The 18,216-nt window shown below is 72.9% G+C and carries 2 protein-coding genes; both read right to left on the bottom strand.

What is annotated here, in order from left to right:
* Positions 1 to 3 precede the first annotated feature (3 nt).
* Positions 4 to 9,027 carry an SDR family NAD(P)-dependent oxidoreductase gene (locus ABTY62_RS00600; RefSeq protein WP_352127113.1) on the bottom strand — a complete coding sequence of 3,008 codons (9,024 nt, stop codon included), beginning with the start codon at positions 9,025 to 9,027 and terminating at the stop codon, positions 4 to 6.
* Positions 9,024 to 18,215, bottom strand: coding sequence for an amino acid adenylation domain-containing protein (locus tag ABTY62_RS00595; protein WP_352127112.1), 9,192 nt, complete (start codon positions 18,213 to 18,215; stop codon positions 9,024 to 9,026). Before ABTY62_RS00595 ends, ABTY62_RS00600 begins: the two co-directional genes overlap by 4 nt.
* Between the last annotated feature and the right edge of the window lies 1 nt (position 18,216).

Raw genomic sequence — 18,216 nt, 5'->3', positions numbered from 1 at the left:
GGCTCACCGCTCTCGGTCGCCGGTGAGCAGGGGACGCAGCAGGGCGCTCAGCGCGGCGACGCGTTCGTCGTCGGCGGTCGCCTGCCGGACCGGGGCGGGCCGGGCCGGGGCGGGCCGGGCCGGGGTGGGCCGGGCCGGGGTGGGCCGGGCCGGGGTGGGCCGGGGTGGGGCGGGCTCCGCCTCGGTGGCGGCCGACACGGGCTCCACGGTCGTGGCGAGCGCCGTGGCGAGGTCGTCGGCCGTCCGCGTCCGCATCAGCAGCGACGGATCGACGGTGAGACCGGCCCGCTGCTCCAGGGCCGTGGCCAGCTCCGCGATGACCAGGGAGTCGAGCCCCAGGCCCCGCAGCGGGCGTTCGCCCGGGTCCTCGCCCAGCACATGGACGAAGGCATCCCGCACCGATGCGCGCATCGCCGCCCGGTTCCGCCCGGCCGCCGCCGGCGCGGGGATGACCGTGCGGATGTCGGCCATGGAGTCCGCCGACTCGGGCATGGGCGCGGGCGTCCGTCCCGGGAAGATCACCGCGCCGCCGGAGAGCACATGGCCGAAGAACGCGGCCTCCGCCTCGTCGGCGCCGAGGGAGTGGGCAGCGGCGAAGGACGCGTCCGCCTCCATGCCGATGTCCGTCCAGTTGGGCCAGGCGTGCGCGGTCACGACGGTGTCGGAGGTGTTCTCTCGTTCGGCCAGGGCGAGTTGATAAGCGTTGGCGAGGCTGTAGTCGACGAGGCCACGTCCGGCCAAGGCCTGTGTGCCGGCTATGGAGGACACCAGGACGGCGAAGTCGGCGCCCTGCTCCTTCGCCAGGCGTACGGCGTTGAGCGAGCCCGCCACCTTGGGGGCGACCACCTTGGCCGCGTCGCTCCAGGTTCTGCGGTGCATGGCCCCGAACGGATTGACCCCGCCGGAGCAGTGCACGATGCCGCGCAGCCGGGTCCAGCGCGATCCCAGCTCCTCGGCCACGGCGGCGAGGGCCGACGCGTCCGACACATCGCAGGGCAGGTACACCACCTCGGCGCGGCGCGCCAGATCCCGCAACACGGTGGACCGGGAGGCGTCGATCACCGACCTGCCGATGATGCCGATACGCCGTGCGCCGCGGTCGATCAGCCCCTCGGCCAGGCGCCGTCCCACGGCACCCAGTCCGCCGGTCACCAGGTAGTACCCGTCGGCGGACACCTCGTAGGGCGGGCCGGGCACCGCGCCGACCAGGTCCGGGGCGTACCTGATGCCCCGTCGGTAGGCCGCGGCCGTGCCGGGTTCCGTGTCCCCGGGGCTGTGGTGGAGGGCGGCGTACTCGGCGGCGATCTGCCGGGCCCGGGCCTCGGCCGGGTCGGCCGGGTCCAGGTGGACGACCGCACACGGCTTGCGGCTTTCGGCGCAGGCGGCCGCCGTTGCCATGGCCACGGCAGCCGCTTCGGGCCGCAACGCAGCACGTTCCCCGGGGTGTACCGCGGCACTGCGGTAGCCCGCCCGGAGCAGCCTGCCATTGGGGGGCAACTCTGCGATGAGACCGCCCAGTTCGGACCAGAACGTGCTCAGGTCGAGCGAATCATCGGTCGGGGACGCGTCGACCACGATGACGGAGTCGGCACGCCGCCCCGGCTCCGCGACGAGCGCACCCCGGGCACGGAGTTCCGCCGTGAGCGCGTCCCTGAGCGCGAGGTCCGCGGTGACCAGGCGCACCACGCCGGATACCGCCGGGGGAACGGCGGGCAGCTCCCGGGGCCGCCACTTGACTCGTAGCGCCTCGGAGCTGTTCCGCGGTGGCGCCGACGCCGCGGCCGGGTGCGTGCGCCAGTGCCGCTCGGAGGCGAACGGATACGTCGGAAGGTCGGTGATACGCGCGCCCGGAGCGGACAGCTCGGCCCAGTCCACGTGGGCGTACCCCGCCCGCACCAGGTCGACGACGGCGCTGTGGCGGTGCTGTTCCGCGTCCACGCGGGTGCCGTTCGCGGCGTGTTCGGCGGTCAGGTGGACATCGGCGCGGGCGATCGGCACGCGGCCGGCGGCGACGGCGCGCAGGGCCGTCGCGAGCTCGGTGGCGTCGTGTCCGTGGACAGCCGTCTGGAACTCGAGCGGGGAGCGGCCGACATTGGCCGTGTGGCACAGGTCGGCGGTCTCCCACGCGTCGCGTGCGGTGTCGAACCGGTCGGCGTAGGTGGTGGCGAGGGCCCGTACCGCGGCCTCGTCCGCACCCGTCACCCGCACCACATGACTGTCCTGCCCCAACACCCCCCGCACCGGAACAACAGGCGGCTCCTCCACAATCACATGAGCATTCACCCCACCCATACCAAACGCACTCACCGCAGCACGACGCACCCCACCACCCCGCGCCCACACCCACGGCCGATCCACCACAAAAAACGGCGTCTCCTCAAACCGAATGTGATCATTCGGCCGCCGCACATGCAACGACGCCGGAACCACCCCATGCTCCATCGCCAACAACACCTTCACCAACCCCGCCAAACCCGCAGCCGGCTCCAAATGACCGATATTCGACTTCACCGAACCCAACGCACAAAACTGCGAACGACCCGTAAAACGACGCCACGCCCGCGTCAACCCCTCCACCTCAATCGGATCACCCAAACCCGTCCCCGTCCCATGCGCCTCCACCATCCCAATCGAATCCGGCGACACCCCCGCATCCCGCAACGCCGCCACCACCACCTCACACTGCGCCCCACCACTCGGCACCGTCAGACCACTCGTACGCCCCCCGTGATTCACCGCACTCCCCCGAATCACCCCCCGAACCCGATCACCAGCCCGCAACGCCGCACCCAACGGCTTCACCACCACCGACACCACCCCCTCACCCGGCACAAACCCATCCGCCCCCGCATCAAACGCCCGCACCACACCCGAAGGGGACAGGGCACGCAGGTTCTTCATGGCGACGTAGTGCAGCGGTGACATGGCGATGCGGACGCCCGCGACGATGGCCTGCTCGCACTCGCCGTCACGGATGCTGCGCACCGCCGAGTGCAGAGCCACCAGCGACGACGAACACAACGTGTCGATCGTCATGCTCGGACCCCGCAGATCCAGGAAATAGCTCAACCGGTTCGCGAGGAGGGCGTTGTGGTTTCCCAGGCCGCTGTGGGCGTCCAGTTCGGGCTCGATGTTGTACTCCCGGTAGTGCTGGTAGCTGGCGCCCACGAACACGCCCGTGGCGGGGGACAGTTGGCGCGGCGGCAGTCCGGCCGACTCCAGGGCCTCCCAGGTCGTCCGCAGCAGCCAGCGCGCCTGGGGGTCAAGCACCTCGGCCTGCTTGGGAAAGAAGTCGAAGAACCCCGCGTCGAACTCCTCGATGTTGTCGACGAACCCCCCGAAGTCGGGTTCCCGTTCGTTCGCGTAACGGCCCCACCGATCGCTCGGCGCCGGGCGGATGGCCGTGTCCGCGCGGGCGAGCAGCGACCACAGCCCGGCCGCGTCCCGGGCGCCGGGCAGGGCGAGGGCGAAGCCGATGATGGCCATGTCGTCGGCTCCGGGCGCGTCCTCGGCGTCCGCCGGCTCGCTCGCGGGCGGGCCGGCCGTGACCGGTGTGAACACGCCGTCGGCGGCCCGCCCGGCCACATACGCGGCCAGGGCCTGGCAGTCCGGGGAGTCGAGGACGTCCGCGGGGCTCAGCTTCGTCCCGTACGTCTTTTCGATGCGGGCGGCGATGTCAGTCGCCAGCAGGGAGTCGAGTCCTGCGGCGGACAGCGAGGTGGTGGGCGTGATGCCCGGATCGCGGAACACCTCCCGGACCAGCGCGACGACCGCGGCCTCCGCCACCGCGGCGCGGTCTCCGCGCGTAGCACGACCGGACACCGATGCCGGTGCGAGGGCGTCCACCGGGCGCTGCCGGGGCTCGCCGGTCGTGTCCGGCGCGCCCTGTGCGCCCTGTGCGGCCACCGTGCGGTACTCGATGTCGCTGAGCCGGACCAGGGCGCGGCCGTCGGCGGAGAGCAGGGTCGCCTCACCGCGGCGCCCCCGGTCGTTCTCGGTGTCGTCGGCCTCCAGCAGCACATACGCCGTCTGCGCCGGGTCGCCCCAGCTCGCCACCTGCCCGACGGAGACCGGCAGATACGTGGCCGGCGGTGCTGCCGTGTCCGCGAGCGTCAGTACGGCCATGCTCTGGAGGGCGGCGTCGAGCGCGACCACCGTCCGCTCCAGTGCGCTGCCGGCCGGGCCGTCGACCCGCGCGAGCACGCGGTCCGGTCCGTAGCGCACGTCGAGGAGGGGCCGCAGGGGTGCGTCGAGGTCCATCCCCCGCGCCGCGAACCAGGCGTACAGGCCCGCCGGTTCCAGTGTCCGGCCGAGCCCGGCGCGCAGGGCGTCGATGTCCCGTTCGGCGGGCGCTTCGGCCGGCCGGCCGTCCTGGACACCCGGCTCGAGACGGGCGATGACCCGGTCGCCGTACCGGAAGGTGGCCGGCCCCGTGCGGGTGGTGTCGTCCAGGTCGCTGGTGAGCTGATGGGTGCCCGTTCCCCGTCCCGGGAAGGTGATCCGCCGCAGGACACGGGCCCTCTGGAGGCCGAGAGCCAGTGGCAGCGCTCCGGGCACGGTCGGTTCGCCGAACACGCGGTGGGCGCGCGCCAGCCGGTGAACGCTCTCGGCAACGTCCGCGGCGTCGTCTTCCCGCGCACGGTCGGACGGCGCCCGGAACGGGTACGGCGGCAGCGTGATCCGCCTGGTGGGCACCCCCTGGTACACCGTGCGCCAGTCGACGCTTCCGCCGCCCACGTGGAAGAAGGCGAGTGCACTGCTGAAGCGGGCCTCGGGAAGGCGGAGTTGGGTCGCGAGCCGCGCCGCGCCCACCGAGGTGAACGCTGCCAGGCGCTCGAAGAATGCACCATCGGCGACGGCTGCCTCGCCGTTCAGGGCCGTGCCGTTGCGCAGGACGGTCCCGTGAACACCGGAGCCCTGACGCACGACCCACTCCAGCCCGACGGTCAGTTCGTCGGCCGTGGAGCCCAGGACCGCCACGCGGTAGCGCTGGTGGTCGCGTCCCAGCGCCGCCGAGTGGCACAGGGCGGCCGGGCTCGGCGGCGTGTCCCGCCGCAGCAGCCGGTGGATGTCCGTCGCGCGCCGGACCAGCCCCTCGGGGGTGTGCGCGGACAGGACGAGGAGGTGCTCACCCAGCACGCCGGGCGGGTCGACGTGCTCGACCGGTCGGTCGGCCGCGTACTCCTCGACAACGACATGTGCGTTGGTGCCGCCCATGCCGAAGGCGCTGATCCCCGCGCGGCGCGGTCCGCCGGAGTGCCACGGCCGCGGCTCGGTCGGGACGGCGAACGGGGCGGAGTCCAGGTCGAGGTGGACACCGGGGGTCTCGAAGCCGGCGAGCGGCGGTATCTCCCGGTGTCGCAGGCACAGCAGGACTTTCATCAGGCCGGCGAGTCCACTGGCCGGTTCCAGGTGGCCGATGTTGGCCTTGACGGAGCCGATGTGGCACGGGTCCCGGCGTGCCGGGTCGGCGCCGAACACCTCGGTCAGGGCGGCGAGTTCGACCGGATCGCCCAGCCGGGTCGCCGTGCCGTGCGTTTCGATCAGGGAGATGTCCGCCGGGGCCACATCCGCGTCCGCCAGGGCCGCGCGGACGACCGCCGTCTGGGCCTCGCTGCGGGGCACCGGCAGGGCACTGCCGCGGCCCCCGTGGTTGACGGCCGTACCGCGGATGACGCACCAGACCGGGTCCCCGTCCCGCTCGGCGTCGGCCAGTCGCTTCAGCATCACGGCCACCGCTCCCTCGCCCGGGACGAAGCCGTCGGCCCGGTCGTCGAAGGGGCGCGGCCGGGACTCGGACAGGGCGCCGAGCTGGCTCAGGCTGCGGTAGTACCACGGTGTGAGCCCGACGTGGCAGGCCGCGACGATCGCGGCGCCACAGCTCCCCGCGCGCAGGGCCGCGACCGCCTGCTGGACGGCGACCAGCGACGAGGAGCAGAGCGTGTCGACCGTCTGCGACGGGCCCGTCAGATCCAGTGCGTAGGAGATCCGGTTGGCCAGCACCGCGTTCAGGGACCCGAGCGCCGTGTAGGGCCCGACGGTTTCCAGCCCTTGGGCATCGCGGTGATGTGTGTAGGTGGCGCCGACGAAGACGCCGATGTCGTGGCGGTCGGCGAGGCCGCTGTCGTCGCGCACCGCCCAGGCGTGTTCCAGCAGCAGCTTCTGCTGGGCGTCCATCTCCTCGGCCTCGCGGACGGACACGCCGAAGAACGCCGGGTCGAAGCGGTCGATGTCGGCGAGGAAGGCACCCGTACGGCAGTATGTGCCGGTCATGTCCGGGCCGCGCCGCTCGAAGTGCGCGTCGATGTCCCAGCGTTCGGCCGGGACCTCGGTGAAGGCGTGCCCGCCGGCGCGGAGCAGGGTCCACAGCCCGTCCAGGTCGTCGGCCCCCGGCAGATCGCCGGACACGGCGACCACGGCGATGTCCTCGGGGCGGGCGTCGTCATCGGTGGACGGGTCCGGCTCCGGCGCCACGTGGTGGGCCGGCGGGGTGGGAGGCGGAACGGACGGCGCCGGTGCGGGAAGGGTTTCGGCCGCTCCGTAGCGGTCCGTCAGCGCCTGCGCCAGCTCGGCGAAGCCGCCGTACTCCAGGAAGAGCGTGGCGGGGAGCCGGATGTCCCACCTGTGGGACAGCTCCTCCGACAGCTCGACGCTCATGATCGAGCTCATCCCGTAGTCCGCCAGCGGTGTGGCGCGGTCGAACGAGGTGAGCCCCAGGCGCTGCGTCAGGAAGTTCTCCAGTTCGTCCTGGACGCGGTCGGCGGCGGCGGCGTGCACCTCGGTGCCGGTACCCGGTGAGGTGCCGGTCACCGGTGGGGTGCCGGTCACCGGTGGGGTGTCGTCGGCGAGGGTGTCCGAGGCGTCGGGATGTGCGATGACCACCTGGCGCATGTCCTCGCCCAGCACCGCGACGAGCGCGTCCAGCGCCTCGGTCGTGCCCAGTGGCCTGACACCCCGGCGCCGTAGCTGGTCGGCGACGGCCGTGCCCATGCCCACCTCGCCCCACAGGCCCCAGTCGACGCTGAGCCACGGTGTGCCGCGCGCGTGCGCGAAGGCGTCGAGGTAGGCGTTGGCGGCGGCGTACCCGCCCTGTCCGAGGTTGCCGAAGGTCCCGGAGACGGAGCCGAACAGGACGGCGAAGTCCAGGTCCGGACCGGCGACGGCGGCGGCGAGTTCCCGGACGCCGTCCGCCTTGGGCCGCATCACCTCGGCGATGTCCTCGGCGGTGGTCGAGCGGAGCAGCCCGTCCCGGAGGGTGCCGGCGGCGTGCACCACTCCGTGCAGATCGCCGAAGTCCGCGCGGATACGTGCCACCACGGCCCCGAGTTCGCCCGGAACCGTGATGTCCGCGGCGTACGAGACGATGGAGCAGCCCGGTGCCCCGATCGCGGCCGGCCGGGCCTGGTCGGCGCCCTCCCCGCCGGTGCGGCTGACGAGCGCGACAAGGCCGGCGCCCTCCCGCGCGAACCGGGCGGCGACCTCCAGGCCAAGACCGCCGTGCCCGCCCAGGATGAGGTAGCGGCCGCCCTTCCTGATGGGCCGCGCTCCGGAACGGGCGGGCCGGACGCGCAGGCGGACGGGCTCATGGCGGACGCCGTGCCGGTAGCCGACCTCCGTGGGACCGTCGCCGAGCTCGGACACGAGCGCGTCGAGGGAGGAGTCGTCGAGGTCGATGAGGCGTGGCCGCAGCCCCGGGTACTCGATGGCGGCGGTGCGGACGAGACCCCAGAGCGCCGCGCGTGCGGGAACGGCGTGGTCGTCGTCCGCGACCGGCTGCGCGGACCGGGTCACTACGAAGAAACGGGCGTGGCGCTGCCGCGCGCCGAGGGTCTTCAGCGCGGCGAAGCACCCGTACAGTCCGGCGTCGAGCTCCGCCGCCTCGGACGGAGTGTCCCGCACGGGGCCGCTGTTCCCCAGGTGTACGACTCCGGCCACCGGGTCGCCCACCCAGTCCCACAGCCGCCGGAACGCCTCATCGTCGGCGGAGGCCAGCGCCCGGCGATCCCCGTCCTCGGTGTCCGTCGGGAACCTGGAACCGAGGACCGCCTCCACCACGCGGGCGCCCTCGGCGCGCAGTCGCCGGACCGTGTGCTCGCCGGGCCCGCCGGTGTCGCCGTCGTGCAGGACCACCCAGGTGCCCGTCGCGGGCTCGCGTCGCGGGCCGGGCATGGCGGCCTGCCGCCACCGGATCGAGGAGAGGGGCTGTGGAACGCCGGCCGACGACCGGAGCGCGGATCCCGGTGGGGTCGCGCGGCGCATCCGTACGCCGGTGAACTCCGCCGCCACTTCCCCGGCCGGCCCGAGCACCAGGGCATCCGCGGTCGCGTAGGCGCCCTCGGCACCGGTGCGGCGCACGAGTACGGTCACACCGGCCGTCCGGGCCGACAGATCCGCGAGGACCGCGACGCGTCCGACGCCGATCGGCAGCATGGGCAGCGGACCGGCCGCTCCCTCAAGGTCCTGGAGCGCGCAGCTGACGACCTGGAACACGCCGTCCACCAGCAGCGGGTGAGCATGCCAGGGAAGGGGCTCGGTGTCGGTGCGCAGGATGGCCCGGGCCATGCCCGCCCCGACCGTGAGTTCCCGGACCGTGCGGAAGTCGGGCCCGTACTCGAGTCCCGCCCGCGACCAGCTGTCGTACAGCTCCTCCGGGGCGATCGTGCGCGTGCCGGTCACAGGCCGGACCGGGTGGCGCGGGGCGCCGTCGCCGAGCGGGCGGCCGGTGCCGGTGGACAGCGGCTTGCGGTCGCCGCCCAGCACGGCGCTGAGTTCGAAACGGGTCGGCCGGGCGTGCGTCATCTCGAGCCTGACGGCAGCCGTCGCGCCGTCGTCGAGGGTGAGGGGCCGCAGAAAGGCGACGTCGGTGAGTTCCAGCGGCACGAACGGCCGGCGCTCGGCGATCCCCGCCATCGCCATCTCCAGCTGCACCGAGGCGGGCAGCAGCCCGGACCCGTCGGCACGGTGCTGGGCGATGAGGGGTTCGTGTCCCGCGAAGATCTTCTCGTAGGTCTCGGTTCGGTGCGTCACTGTCCCTCACTCCGGGTCGCGTAATGGCGGTTGAGCAGCGGATGGCTGACGGCACTCGTCACGGTGCGGCGGGCGGAGGGCGCGGTCAGCTCCTGCCGGTTGAAGGGGTACGTGGGAATGGTGGTGGTGCGGTGGTTCTTGCCGGCGTGGAGACTGCTCCAGTCCAGGTCGGCGCCCGTGTGGTTGACATGGGTGGTCAGGGCCGCGTGCAGCTGGGCCTGGTCGTTGCGCCCGCGGCGGAGCGTGGGAATCCAGGCCGGGGTCGGCTCGGAGAGGGTGGCGCGGGCCAGGGGCAGCAGGTGCGGATGCGGCCCGATCTCCCAGACGGCCCGAGGGCTGGTCTCGCCGAGCGTCGTCAGGGCCCGGAGGAAGTGCACGGGCCGGCGGATGGCCGCCGCCCAGTGCTCAGGATCGGTGGCGGTCTCCGCGGTGTGCCAGGTGCCGGTGAGGGTGGTGGCGAACGGGATGGCGGGCGGTTTGAGCGGCGTGGCCACCATGGCCTCGGCGAACGGGGCCACGGCCGGTTCCATGGCGGCGGAGTGGAAGGCATGGCTGACCGTGAGCCGCTGGGTGCGGTGCGGGGTCTGCTCGCAGAACCGGGTGACGGCCTCGGTGGGACCGGTGATGGTGTGCTCCCGGGCGGCGTTGTACGCCGCGATCTCGACGCCGGGATACGGCCGCAGTGCGGCGGTGAGCGTCTCGGCGTCGGTGTGGACGACGGCCATGGTCCCGTCGCCGGGCTGCGCCTGCATGAGCGCTCCCCGCAGCGCGGCCAGGCGCAGCAGGTCGGGCAGGGGGAGCACGCCGGCGGCCCAGGCCGCGGTGAGTTCGCCGAGGCTGTGCCCGGCGACGGCGTCCGGGCGTACCCCCACCGCCTCCAGGAAGCGGACCAGGGCGACCTCGACGCTGACGATGGCGGCCTGCGCGTACCGGGTGTCGTCCAACAGGTGCCGGGCGTCGCCGTGGAGCAGGTCGAGCAGCGGAACGTCGAGGTGGGGCACGACGAGTTCGGCACACTCGTGCAGCGCGTCGCGGAAGTGGGGTTCGGTGGCGAGGAGGCCCTGGGCCATCTCGCCGTACTGGGACCCCTGTCCGGTGAAGAGGAAGGCCGTGGTGGGCCTTCCCGTGTGCCGGACGGCGTGAGTGCGGCCGTTCGTGATGTCGGTGAGCCGGCCCGCCAGTTCCCCGGCGGTGGCGCCGTGGACCGCGACGCGCCACCGTTGGGCGGCGCGGCCCGTGTTCGCGGTGTACGCGACATCGCCGAGCCGGTCCTCGGGGGTGGCGGTCAGCTGGTCGGCGTAGGTGGTGGCGAGGGCCCGTACCGCGGCCTCGTCCGCACCCGTCACCCGCACCACATGACTGTCCTGCCCCAACACCCCCCGCACCGGAACAACAGGCGGCTCCTCCACAATCACATGAGCATTCACCCCACCCATACCAAACGCACTCACCGCAGCACGACGCACCCCACCACCCCGCGCCCACACCCACGGCCGATCCACCACAAAAAACGGCGTCTCCTCAAACCGAATGTGATCATTCGGCCGCCGCACATGCAACGACGCCGGAACCACCCCATGCTCCATCGCCAACAACACCTTCACCAACCCCGCCAAACCCGCAGCCGGCTCCAAATGACCGATATTCGACTTCACCGAACCCAACCCACAAAACTGCGAACGACCCGAAAAACGACGCCACGCCCGCGTCAACCCCTCCACCTCAATCGGATCACCCAAACCCGTCCCCGTCCCAAGCGCCTCCACCATCCCAATCGAATCCGGCGACACCCCCGCATCCCGCAACGCCGCCACCACCACCTCACACTGCGCCCCACCACTCGGCACCGTCAGACCACTCGTACGCCCCCCGTGATTCACCGCACTCCCCCGAATCACCCCCCGAACCCGATCACCAGCCCGCAACGCCGCACCCAACGGCTTCACCACCACCGACACCACCCCCTCACCCGGCACAAACCCATCCGCCCCCGCATCAAACGCCCGCACCACACCCGAAGGGGAGAACGACCTGAGCCGTGAGCCGAGCTGGAAGTACTGGGGCGACATCCCCATGTGCACACCGGCGACGATGGCCTGCTCGCACTCGCCCTCACGGATGCTGCGCACCGCCGAGTGCAGAGCCACCAGCGACGACGAACACAACGTGTCGATCGCCATGCTCGGACCCCGCAGATCCAGGAAATAACTCAACCGGTTCGCGAGAATGGCGTTGTGGTTTCCCAGACCGGCGGCCGTCTCCACGACGTCGCCCACCACCATGTCCCGGTAGTGCTGGTAGCTGGCGCCCACGAACACACCCGTGGATTCCCGCACCCTGCCCGCCAGGCCCGCGTCCTCCAGCGCGCGCCAGGCCGACTGGATCAGATGACGCTGCTGGGGGTCGATCCACTGTGCCTCGGCGGGCGACAGGCGGAAGAACCCGGCGTCGAAGTCGGTGAGCCCGTCGACGAAGCCGCCTCGTCGGAGGTATACGGTGCCGGGCTTGCCCTCCGTGCCGTAGTAGGCGTCGATGTCCCAGCGTGACGCGGGTACTTCGCGCAGGCAGTCCTCGCCGGCCAGCAGGGCGCGCCACAGCTCCGTGGTGTCCCCGGCGCCCGGGAACACTCCGTCGACACCGATGATGGCGATGTCGTGGCGGTCCGTGTCGGCCGTCCCGGCGGTCTCGTCGGATGGCGGGAGGGCCGTCGAGGTGATCGACGTGGCGAACACCTGGGCCGCGCGGGTGTCCATGGCCGGGGGCTCTTCGGGAGCCGGGGGCTCTTCGAGGGCCTGGGGCTGTTCGGGGGCCTGGGGCTGTTCGGGGGCCTGGGCCGACCCGGCGTCGGTGCCGGGTACGGCCGTGACGCCGTACTCCTCGCGCAGTTCGGCGGCGAGTCTGTCGACCGTGCCGACCTCGAGCACCAGGGTGACCGGTATGTCGACGTCCAGCATCGCCCGGATGTCCTGGGCCAGCGAGACGGCGAGCACGGAGTCGAGCCCCTGCTCCTGAAGTGGCCGGTCCACTTCGAGGGCTTCGACCTCCATCTCCAGCGCGGACGCGACCTTCCGGGCCAGGGCGGCGTCGAGGCGGTCGGCCCCGCCGGGCCGCCCCGGCATGGCCCGGTGACCGTTGCGCTCGGCGGCCGGGGCCACCGGCGGGGCGGTACGGACGGCATCCCGCGACGTGCCGGGCCGCCCCGTCCCGTTCGGCGAACTCGGTGAGAGCCGCTTCCAGGTGATTCCGCGGGCCTCCAGCACCGGTTGGTCGCCGTCGAGGATCACCAGGCTTCCGGTGAGCAGGCCGGTGTCGGCTCCCGTGTCCCGGTCGCGCCGGGCGTACACCCGGGCGGTTCTGGGAAGGCGGCCGAGGACCGTGAGCCGCTCGATGGCGAAGGGGACGTACAGCCCTTCAGCGCCGCACGCGGCGAGCGCGGCCTGGAACGCCCCGTCCAGGAGCCGGGCGTCCACCGCGCCGTGCGGCTGCGCCCCGGCCCGCAGCAGGCCCGTCGCCTGCCCGGGCGCGGTGGCCAGGGAGGCGACCGTACGGAAGCCGGGACCGTAGCGCAGTCCGTCCCGTTCGAAGGCGCGGTACATCGCGTCGACGTCCACGGCCGTGAAGCCGTCGCCGGAGGCCGGGACGGCGAGCACCGGCTCCTCGACGCCGGTCACCTCGGCATCGCAGACCAGGGCTCCGGCCATGTTGCGGAACCGGATCGAGGTTCCGTCGCGCTCGGCCGAGAGGGCCTCGGGCCCCTCGACGGCCACGCGGAACGTCAGATCGCGCAGGCCGAACCGGTCCCCGCCGAGGAACTCGGCGACCCTGCCGGGGTAGGCGGCACCGGGCAGGGTCGGCTTGCCGAGGACCACGTGTTCGTCGGCCTCGGGCTGCTCGGCCCACGAGTTCATGGGACGACCGGCCGGCGCGGTGGCGTGCGGCGGGAGCGCGGGCCTCGGCCGGCCGGCAGGCTCCAGCCAGAGGTACCGCTCCTCGTGCGGCGCGGTCGGAAAACGCACCCGCGCACGCCCAGGCCCGGCGACGAGGTCCACGCCCGCGACGAACCGCCGGGCCAGCGCGTCCAGTTGTTCCCGGTCGGCTCCCGCGTCGAGCGGCGCCGTCCGCGTGCCCTCGGTACCGAGGGCCACCCCGACGTACAGGGAACGGGCTTCGCCCACGCCGGCCAGGAACAGCCGCAACTTGTCCTCGAGCTGCTCGAGGCTGTCCACCACGCAGGCGAGTCGGTGCGAGGCGGCCGGGCGGCACAGGCTCGCGTCGCTCAGGGCGGCCAGGGGCGGGCAGTACGCGGAGCTCACCATCATGACGAGCCGCTGTGCGAGCGTGTGCAGCGCGGCCTGGGACCCCGCCGACAGGGCGAGCAGTCGCGGCCCGTGGTCCGTGGTGTGAAGGTCCCCGGAGCGGGCGGCCTCGACCACGACGTGGGCGCCCGCGCCTCCGAAGCCGAAGCTGCTGACTCCGGCGACCCGCGGCCCCTCCCAGGGCTGCAGCCGGTCGGCGACGAACAGGGGTGAGTCGTCGAAGTCGAAGGCCTTGTTCGGGGTGGTGAAGTTGAGGGACGGCGGGATGCTGCCGGCCTGGAGCGCGAGAATCGTCTTGATGAGGCCGGCCATCCCCGCGGCGGGCTCCAGATGGCCGACGTTCGTCTTCACCGAGCCCACGGCCACCGGTCGCGAGGCGGCCTCGCCGAGGACCGCGTGCAGCGCCTCGAGTTCGATGAGGTCGCCGAGTTGTGTGCCGGTGCCGTGCGCCTCGACGTAACCGATGCCGCCCGCGGTGATCCCGGATGCCTCCAGTGCCTTGCGCAGCACCGATTCCTGGGCCGGCCTGCTGGGCGCGGTGAGGAAACCGGCGCTTCCGCCGGTGTGGTTGACGGCCGTGCCGCGGATCACGGCCAGGACCGGGTCGCCGTCGCGTTCGGCGTCCGTGAGCCGTTTGAGGACGACGACACCGCAGCCCTCGCCGCGTACATAGCCGTCCGCCGCCTCGTCGAAGGTGCGGCACACCCCCTGCGGTGACAGCATCCCGTTGCGTGCGAAGGAGCGTGTCTTGCCGGGGGTCAGCACGAGATTCGCGGCGCCGACCACGGCGGCGTCCACCTCGCCCGCGCGCAGGTGCATGGCCGCCTGGTGCAGGGCGACCAGGGCCGACGAGCACGCCGTGTCCACCGCGAAACTCGGTCCCGACCAGCCGAAGGTGTGCGACAGCCGGTTGGCGACCATGGAGATGGCGGTGCCCGTGGCCACGTGTGGGTCGGCGTGGCCGGTGCTGTCGGCCACCAGCTCCGGGAAGTCGCTCGCGATCGTTCCGATGAAGACTCCGGTGTCGGCGCCGAGCGACGTGTGGTCGTGGCCACAGCTCTCCAGTGCCTCGGCCGCCACACTCAGCAGGATGCGCTGGAGGGGGTCCATCCGCCGTGCCTCACGGTCGGTGAGGCCGAAGCGCGCGGCGTCGAAGTACTCGACCCCGTCGATCCAGCCCATGTGCACGTCATCGGCGTCGGACCAGAGGTGTGCCCAGCCCCGCTTTCCGGCCGGTGCCTGTCCCACGCTGGACACGCCGCCTACGAGGTTGAGCCAGAACTCGTCGGGTGTGGCGGCCCCGGGGAACCGGCACGCCATACCGATGACGGCCAGCGCGCTGTCGTCGGCCGGGCGCCGTGCGGGCTCCGGCGTCACGTCGGCCGCGACCGGCGTCTCCGCCACGGGTGCGGCTTCGTCCGCCCCGGCGTCGGTGATCGGCACCAGACCCTCCGCCCCCAGCAGCCGGGCCAGCTTGGCCGGCGTGCCGGTCGCGAAGATCAACGGAGGGCTGATCTGGGCGTCGAGCTCACGGCTGAGCCGCGCCGCGGCGACCGTGACGTTGGCCGATTCGCCGCCGAGGTCGAAGAAGTTGGCCTGCACCGCGAAGTCGGTGTGTCCCAGCGTGGCCGCGAAGCTCCGTGCGATCGACTCGGCAAGGGCTCCCTCGGTGACGCCGCTCCCCGGGGCCTTTGCGGGCTCGGCCGCGGTGGTCGGGACGATGTTGTCCCGCGTCGGCAGCGGCAGCCGCGCCCGCGCGACCTTGCCGTTGCCGGTCAGCGGCAGTGCTTCGACACGTACGTAGGCGTCGGGCACCATGTAGTCGGGCAGCAGCCCCCTGACGAACTCGTCGAGCTGCGGCTTCGCCGCCGTGGCGGCACCGACCAGATAGGCGGTCAGCCGCGGTTCGCCCCGTCCCTCGAACCGTGTCGCGACGACCACGGCCGCGCTGACGCCGGTGAACCGCTCCAGCACCCGCTCGATCTCGGCGGGTTCGATGCGGTTGCCCCGCACCTTCACTTGGGTGTCGGCACGGCCGAGCCACTCGATGGCCCCATCGGTGTGCAGCCGTACCTCGTCACCGGTCCGGTACATCCGCACACCGGTGTGCGGATGGGTGACGAAGGCGTCCGCGGTCAGGTCCGGGCGGTCGGCGTAGCCGCGTGCGAGCCCGGCGCCGGAGATGTACAGCGCACCTGTCGTCCCGGCGGCGCTCGGCTCCAACTGGCCGTCCAGGACGTGCAGTTCGAGGTTCGGCAGGGGATCGCCCAGGGGCAGGAAGGACCCCGGGGACGTCATGCGGTGGCAGGAGGCCCAGATGGTCGCCTCGGTCGGCCCGTAGAGGTTCCACAGCTCCCGCGCCGACGCGTGCAGCGGTTCGGCGACGCTCATGGGCAGGGCCTCGCCGCCGGAGAGGACGGTGAGCCGCGCGGCCGGGGTCCAGCCGGTTCCCAGCAGCAGACGCCACATGCTCGGCGTCGCCTGGGCGACGGTCACCTCGCCGATGAGCTCTGCCAGTCGGCGCGGATCGCGCGCCACGTCGCGGGAGGCCAGGACGACCGTGGCGCCGACCGTCAGCGGAAGGAGCAGTTCCAGCAGGGAGATGTCGAAGGCCACCGTGGTGTGCGCGAGCATGCGGTCGTCGGCCGAGGAGCCGAGGCGTTCGCCGATCCCGGTGAGGAAGTTCGCCAGTGCGGCGTGTTCGATCTCCACGCCCTTGGGGTCACCCGTCGACCCGCTGGTGAACAGGGTGTACGCCAGGTCGTGGCCGCCGACCTCGGCCGGCCGCGCCGCCGCCGAGCCGTCCGCGTCCGGCACGCGCAGGGCCGGGCCGAGCCGCGCTCCCAGAGCGTGTGTACGGGCGTCGGTGAGGATCAGGTCGCACCGCGCGACCTCTGTGTAGCGTTGCAGCCGTTCGACGGGGTAGCCCGGGTCGAGCGGCAGGAACGCGGCACCGGCCCGCAGGACGCCGAGCAGCGCGGGGAGCAGCCGAACCCCCCGGTCCACCAGCACGCCGACCACCGAGCCGTTCTCGATGCCCTGGTCGTGGAGGCGGGCGGCGACCGCGTCCGCCCAGGCGTCCAGTCCGGCGTAGTCCAGCGTCCGGTGGCCGCTGCGCACGGCGACGGCTTCGGGCCGGTCGGCGACCGCCGTGGCGATGAGCTCGAGGACGGTCGGGCCGGCCTCGGCTTCCATCGGCCCGCCGACGGTCGGGCCGGCCGCCGCGGGCTGCTCACCCGCCGCCTCCGGTGCCGCGGCGAGGGGGGCCGACGGTGCGGCGGGCGCCGTTTCCTCGCCGTGGAACAGCGTGGTCAGCGCTATGTCCTCGATCCGTTCGGTGAAGGCCAGCGCCTCGTCGTGCGCCATCGCGGTCTCCCGTACGAAGACCGTGGGCGGACCGTCGTCGAGGCACAGCAGCGCGATCTCGGTGTGCGGTTCGGCGGACGCCTCCTCCCCCACGCTCCGTTCCAGGACCATCAGCCGCGTGAACGTCGCCTCCTCGGAACCCAGCGGACGTCCCGCCAGGCCGAGGCGCACCTCGAGGTCGGCGGCGTAGCCCTTCCGGGAGGCCGCCTCGTCGAGCTTGTCCAGCAGGGACCGGGTGGTGTCCGACGCGTACCGGACGGGAAAGCGCGCGGTGGCGATGCCATGCGTGTGCTCCGCGAGGACCCGTGCGGCCGACGGCGACCAGGCGAAGTCGAAGGTCCGCTCCCCCGTGCGCTCCGCCACGGCCTCGAGGAAGGCCCGGACCACCCCGGCCGCCTCGTCACGCGAGGCGGGGGTGAAGGCCAGCTCGTAGCGTCCGTAGTGGGCGGTGGCGGCGGTGAAGTCGTCCGCGGGCAACTGCACCGGTCGCAGCTCCCGCAGCCGCGTCTGCCACCACGGCTCATGCGCCCGCAGCGGCTTCTGTGCGGCGGCGATGGCCCCGAGCCGCTCCGCCGAGGCGGCGGGCATCGCGGCGCCCTCGATGATGCCCAGCCGCTGCGCGGCGGCCTGCCCGCTGAGGGCGCTGCCGTCGACGGCCGTGAAGTCGCTCAGGACGAGGTCCGCGTCCGGCGCGGACAGGGTCAGCGCCGAGGTGGTCACCGACAGCGCGACGGTCTCGGAGCGGGGGTCGTCCCGGGGGATCAGCCTGATCTGCCGGGTGAACACCGCGCCCTGTTCGGTGACGAGCGTCGGCAGCCCCAGCGGGTTGGGGAAGGATCCGTAGTCCAGGGCCTTGGAGATCCGCGCGGCCTCGGCGGCCGTGGTGCCGGCGTGGATCAGGCCGCCGGACGCCATGCGGGCGGAGCGTCGGTAGAACCGCCGTTCGCGGTCGCCGGTGTCGGTGGCGGTGGCGGTGGGCGGGGGCAGGGTTCCGGCCACCACGTGCGGAACGAGCTCGCGGAACAGCTCGATCCCGCTCTCGGCCGTCTCGTAGGTCAGTGACAGGGCGGTGGAGTGGTCGCGGATCGGGAACCACCGCTCCAGCAGCACGCTTCCGGCGTCGACCGCCTCCGTCATGCGGTGCCAGGTCGCCGCGTGACGGGTCGCGCCCTCGTACAGTGCCCAGGCCGGAACGTGGCTGCCGGAGTACCGGGGCAGCGGGCCGTCATGGAAGTTGATCGCGGCGACCCGGGGCAGTTCGAGGATGTCACCGGACAGAATCCGGAAGTTGACCATGCTGAAGAGGTAGTCGAACGGCCGCTCCGACAGCGCCACCGCCAGGTCGCCCCGGGGGTCGAGCAGGGGGACGGCGTGCTCGGCCGCCCACGCGGCCGCGGCCGGGTCGTCGCTGAGGATCCCCTCGATGCGTACGCCCGCGTCGAGGAGTTGGGCGGCGCACTGGGTGAGGACCCGGGTTCCGCCGATGATGAAGCAGTTGGTCGGCATG

Source organism: Streptomyces sp. NPDC097640, from assembly GCF_040302705.1.
Taxonomy (GTDB): Bacteria; Actinomycetota; Actinomycetes; order Streptomycetales; family Streptomycetaceae; genus Streptomyces.
The sequence above is the reverse complement of the archived record's forward strand: the minus strand, read 5'-3'. Positions and strand labels throughout refer to the sequence as shown.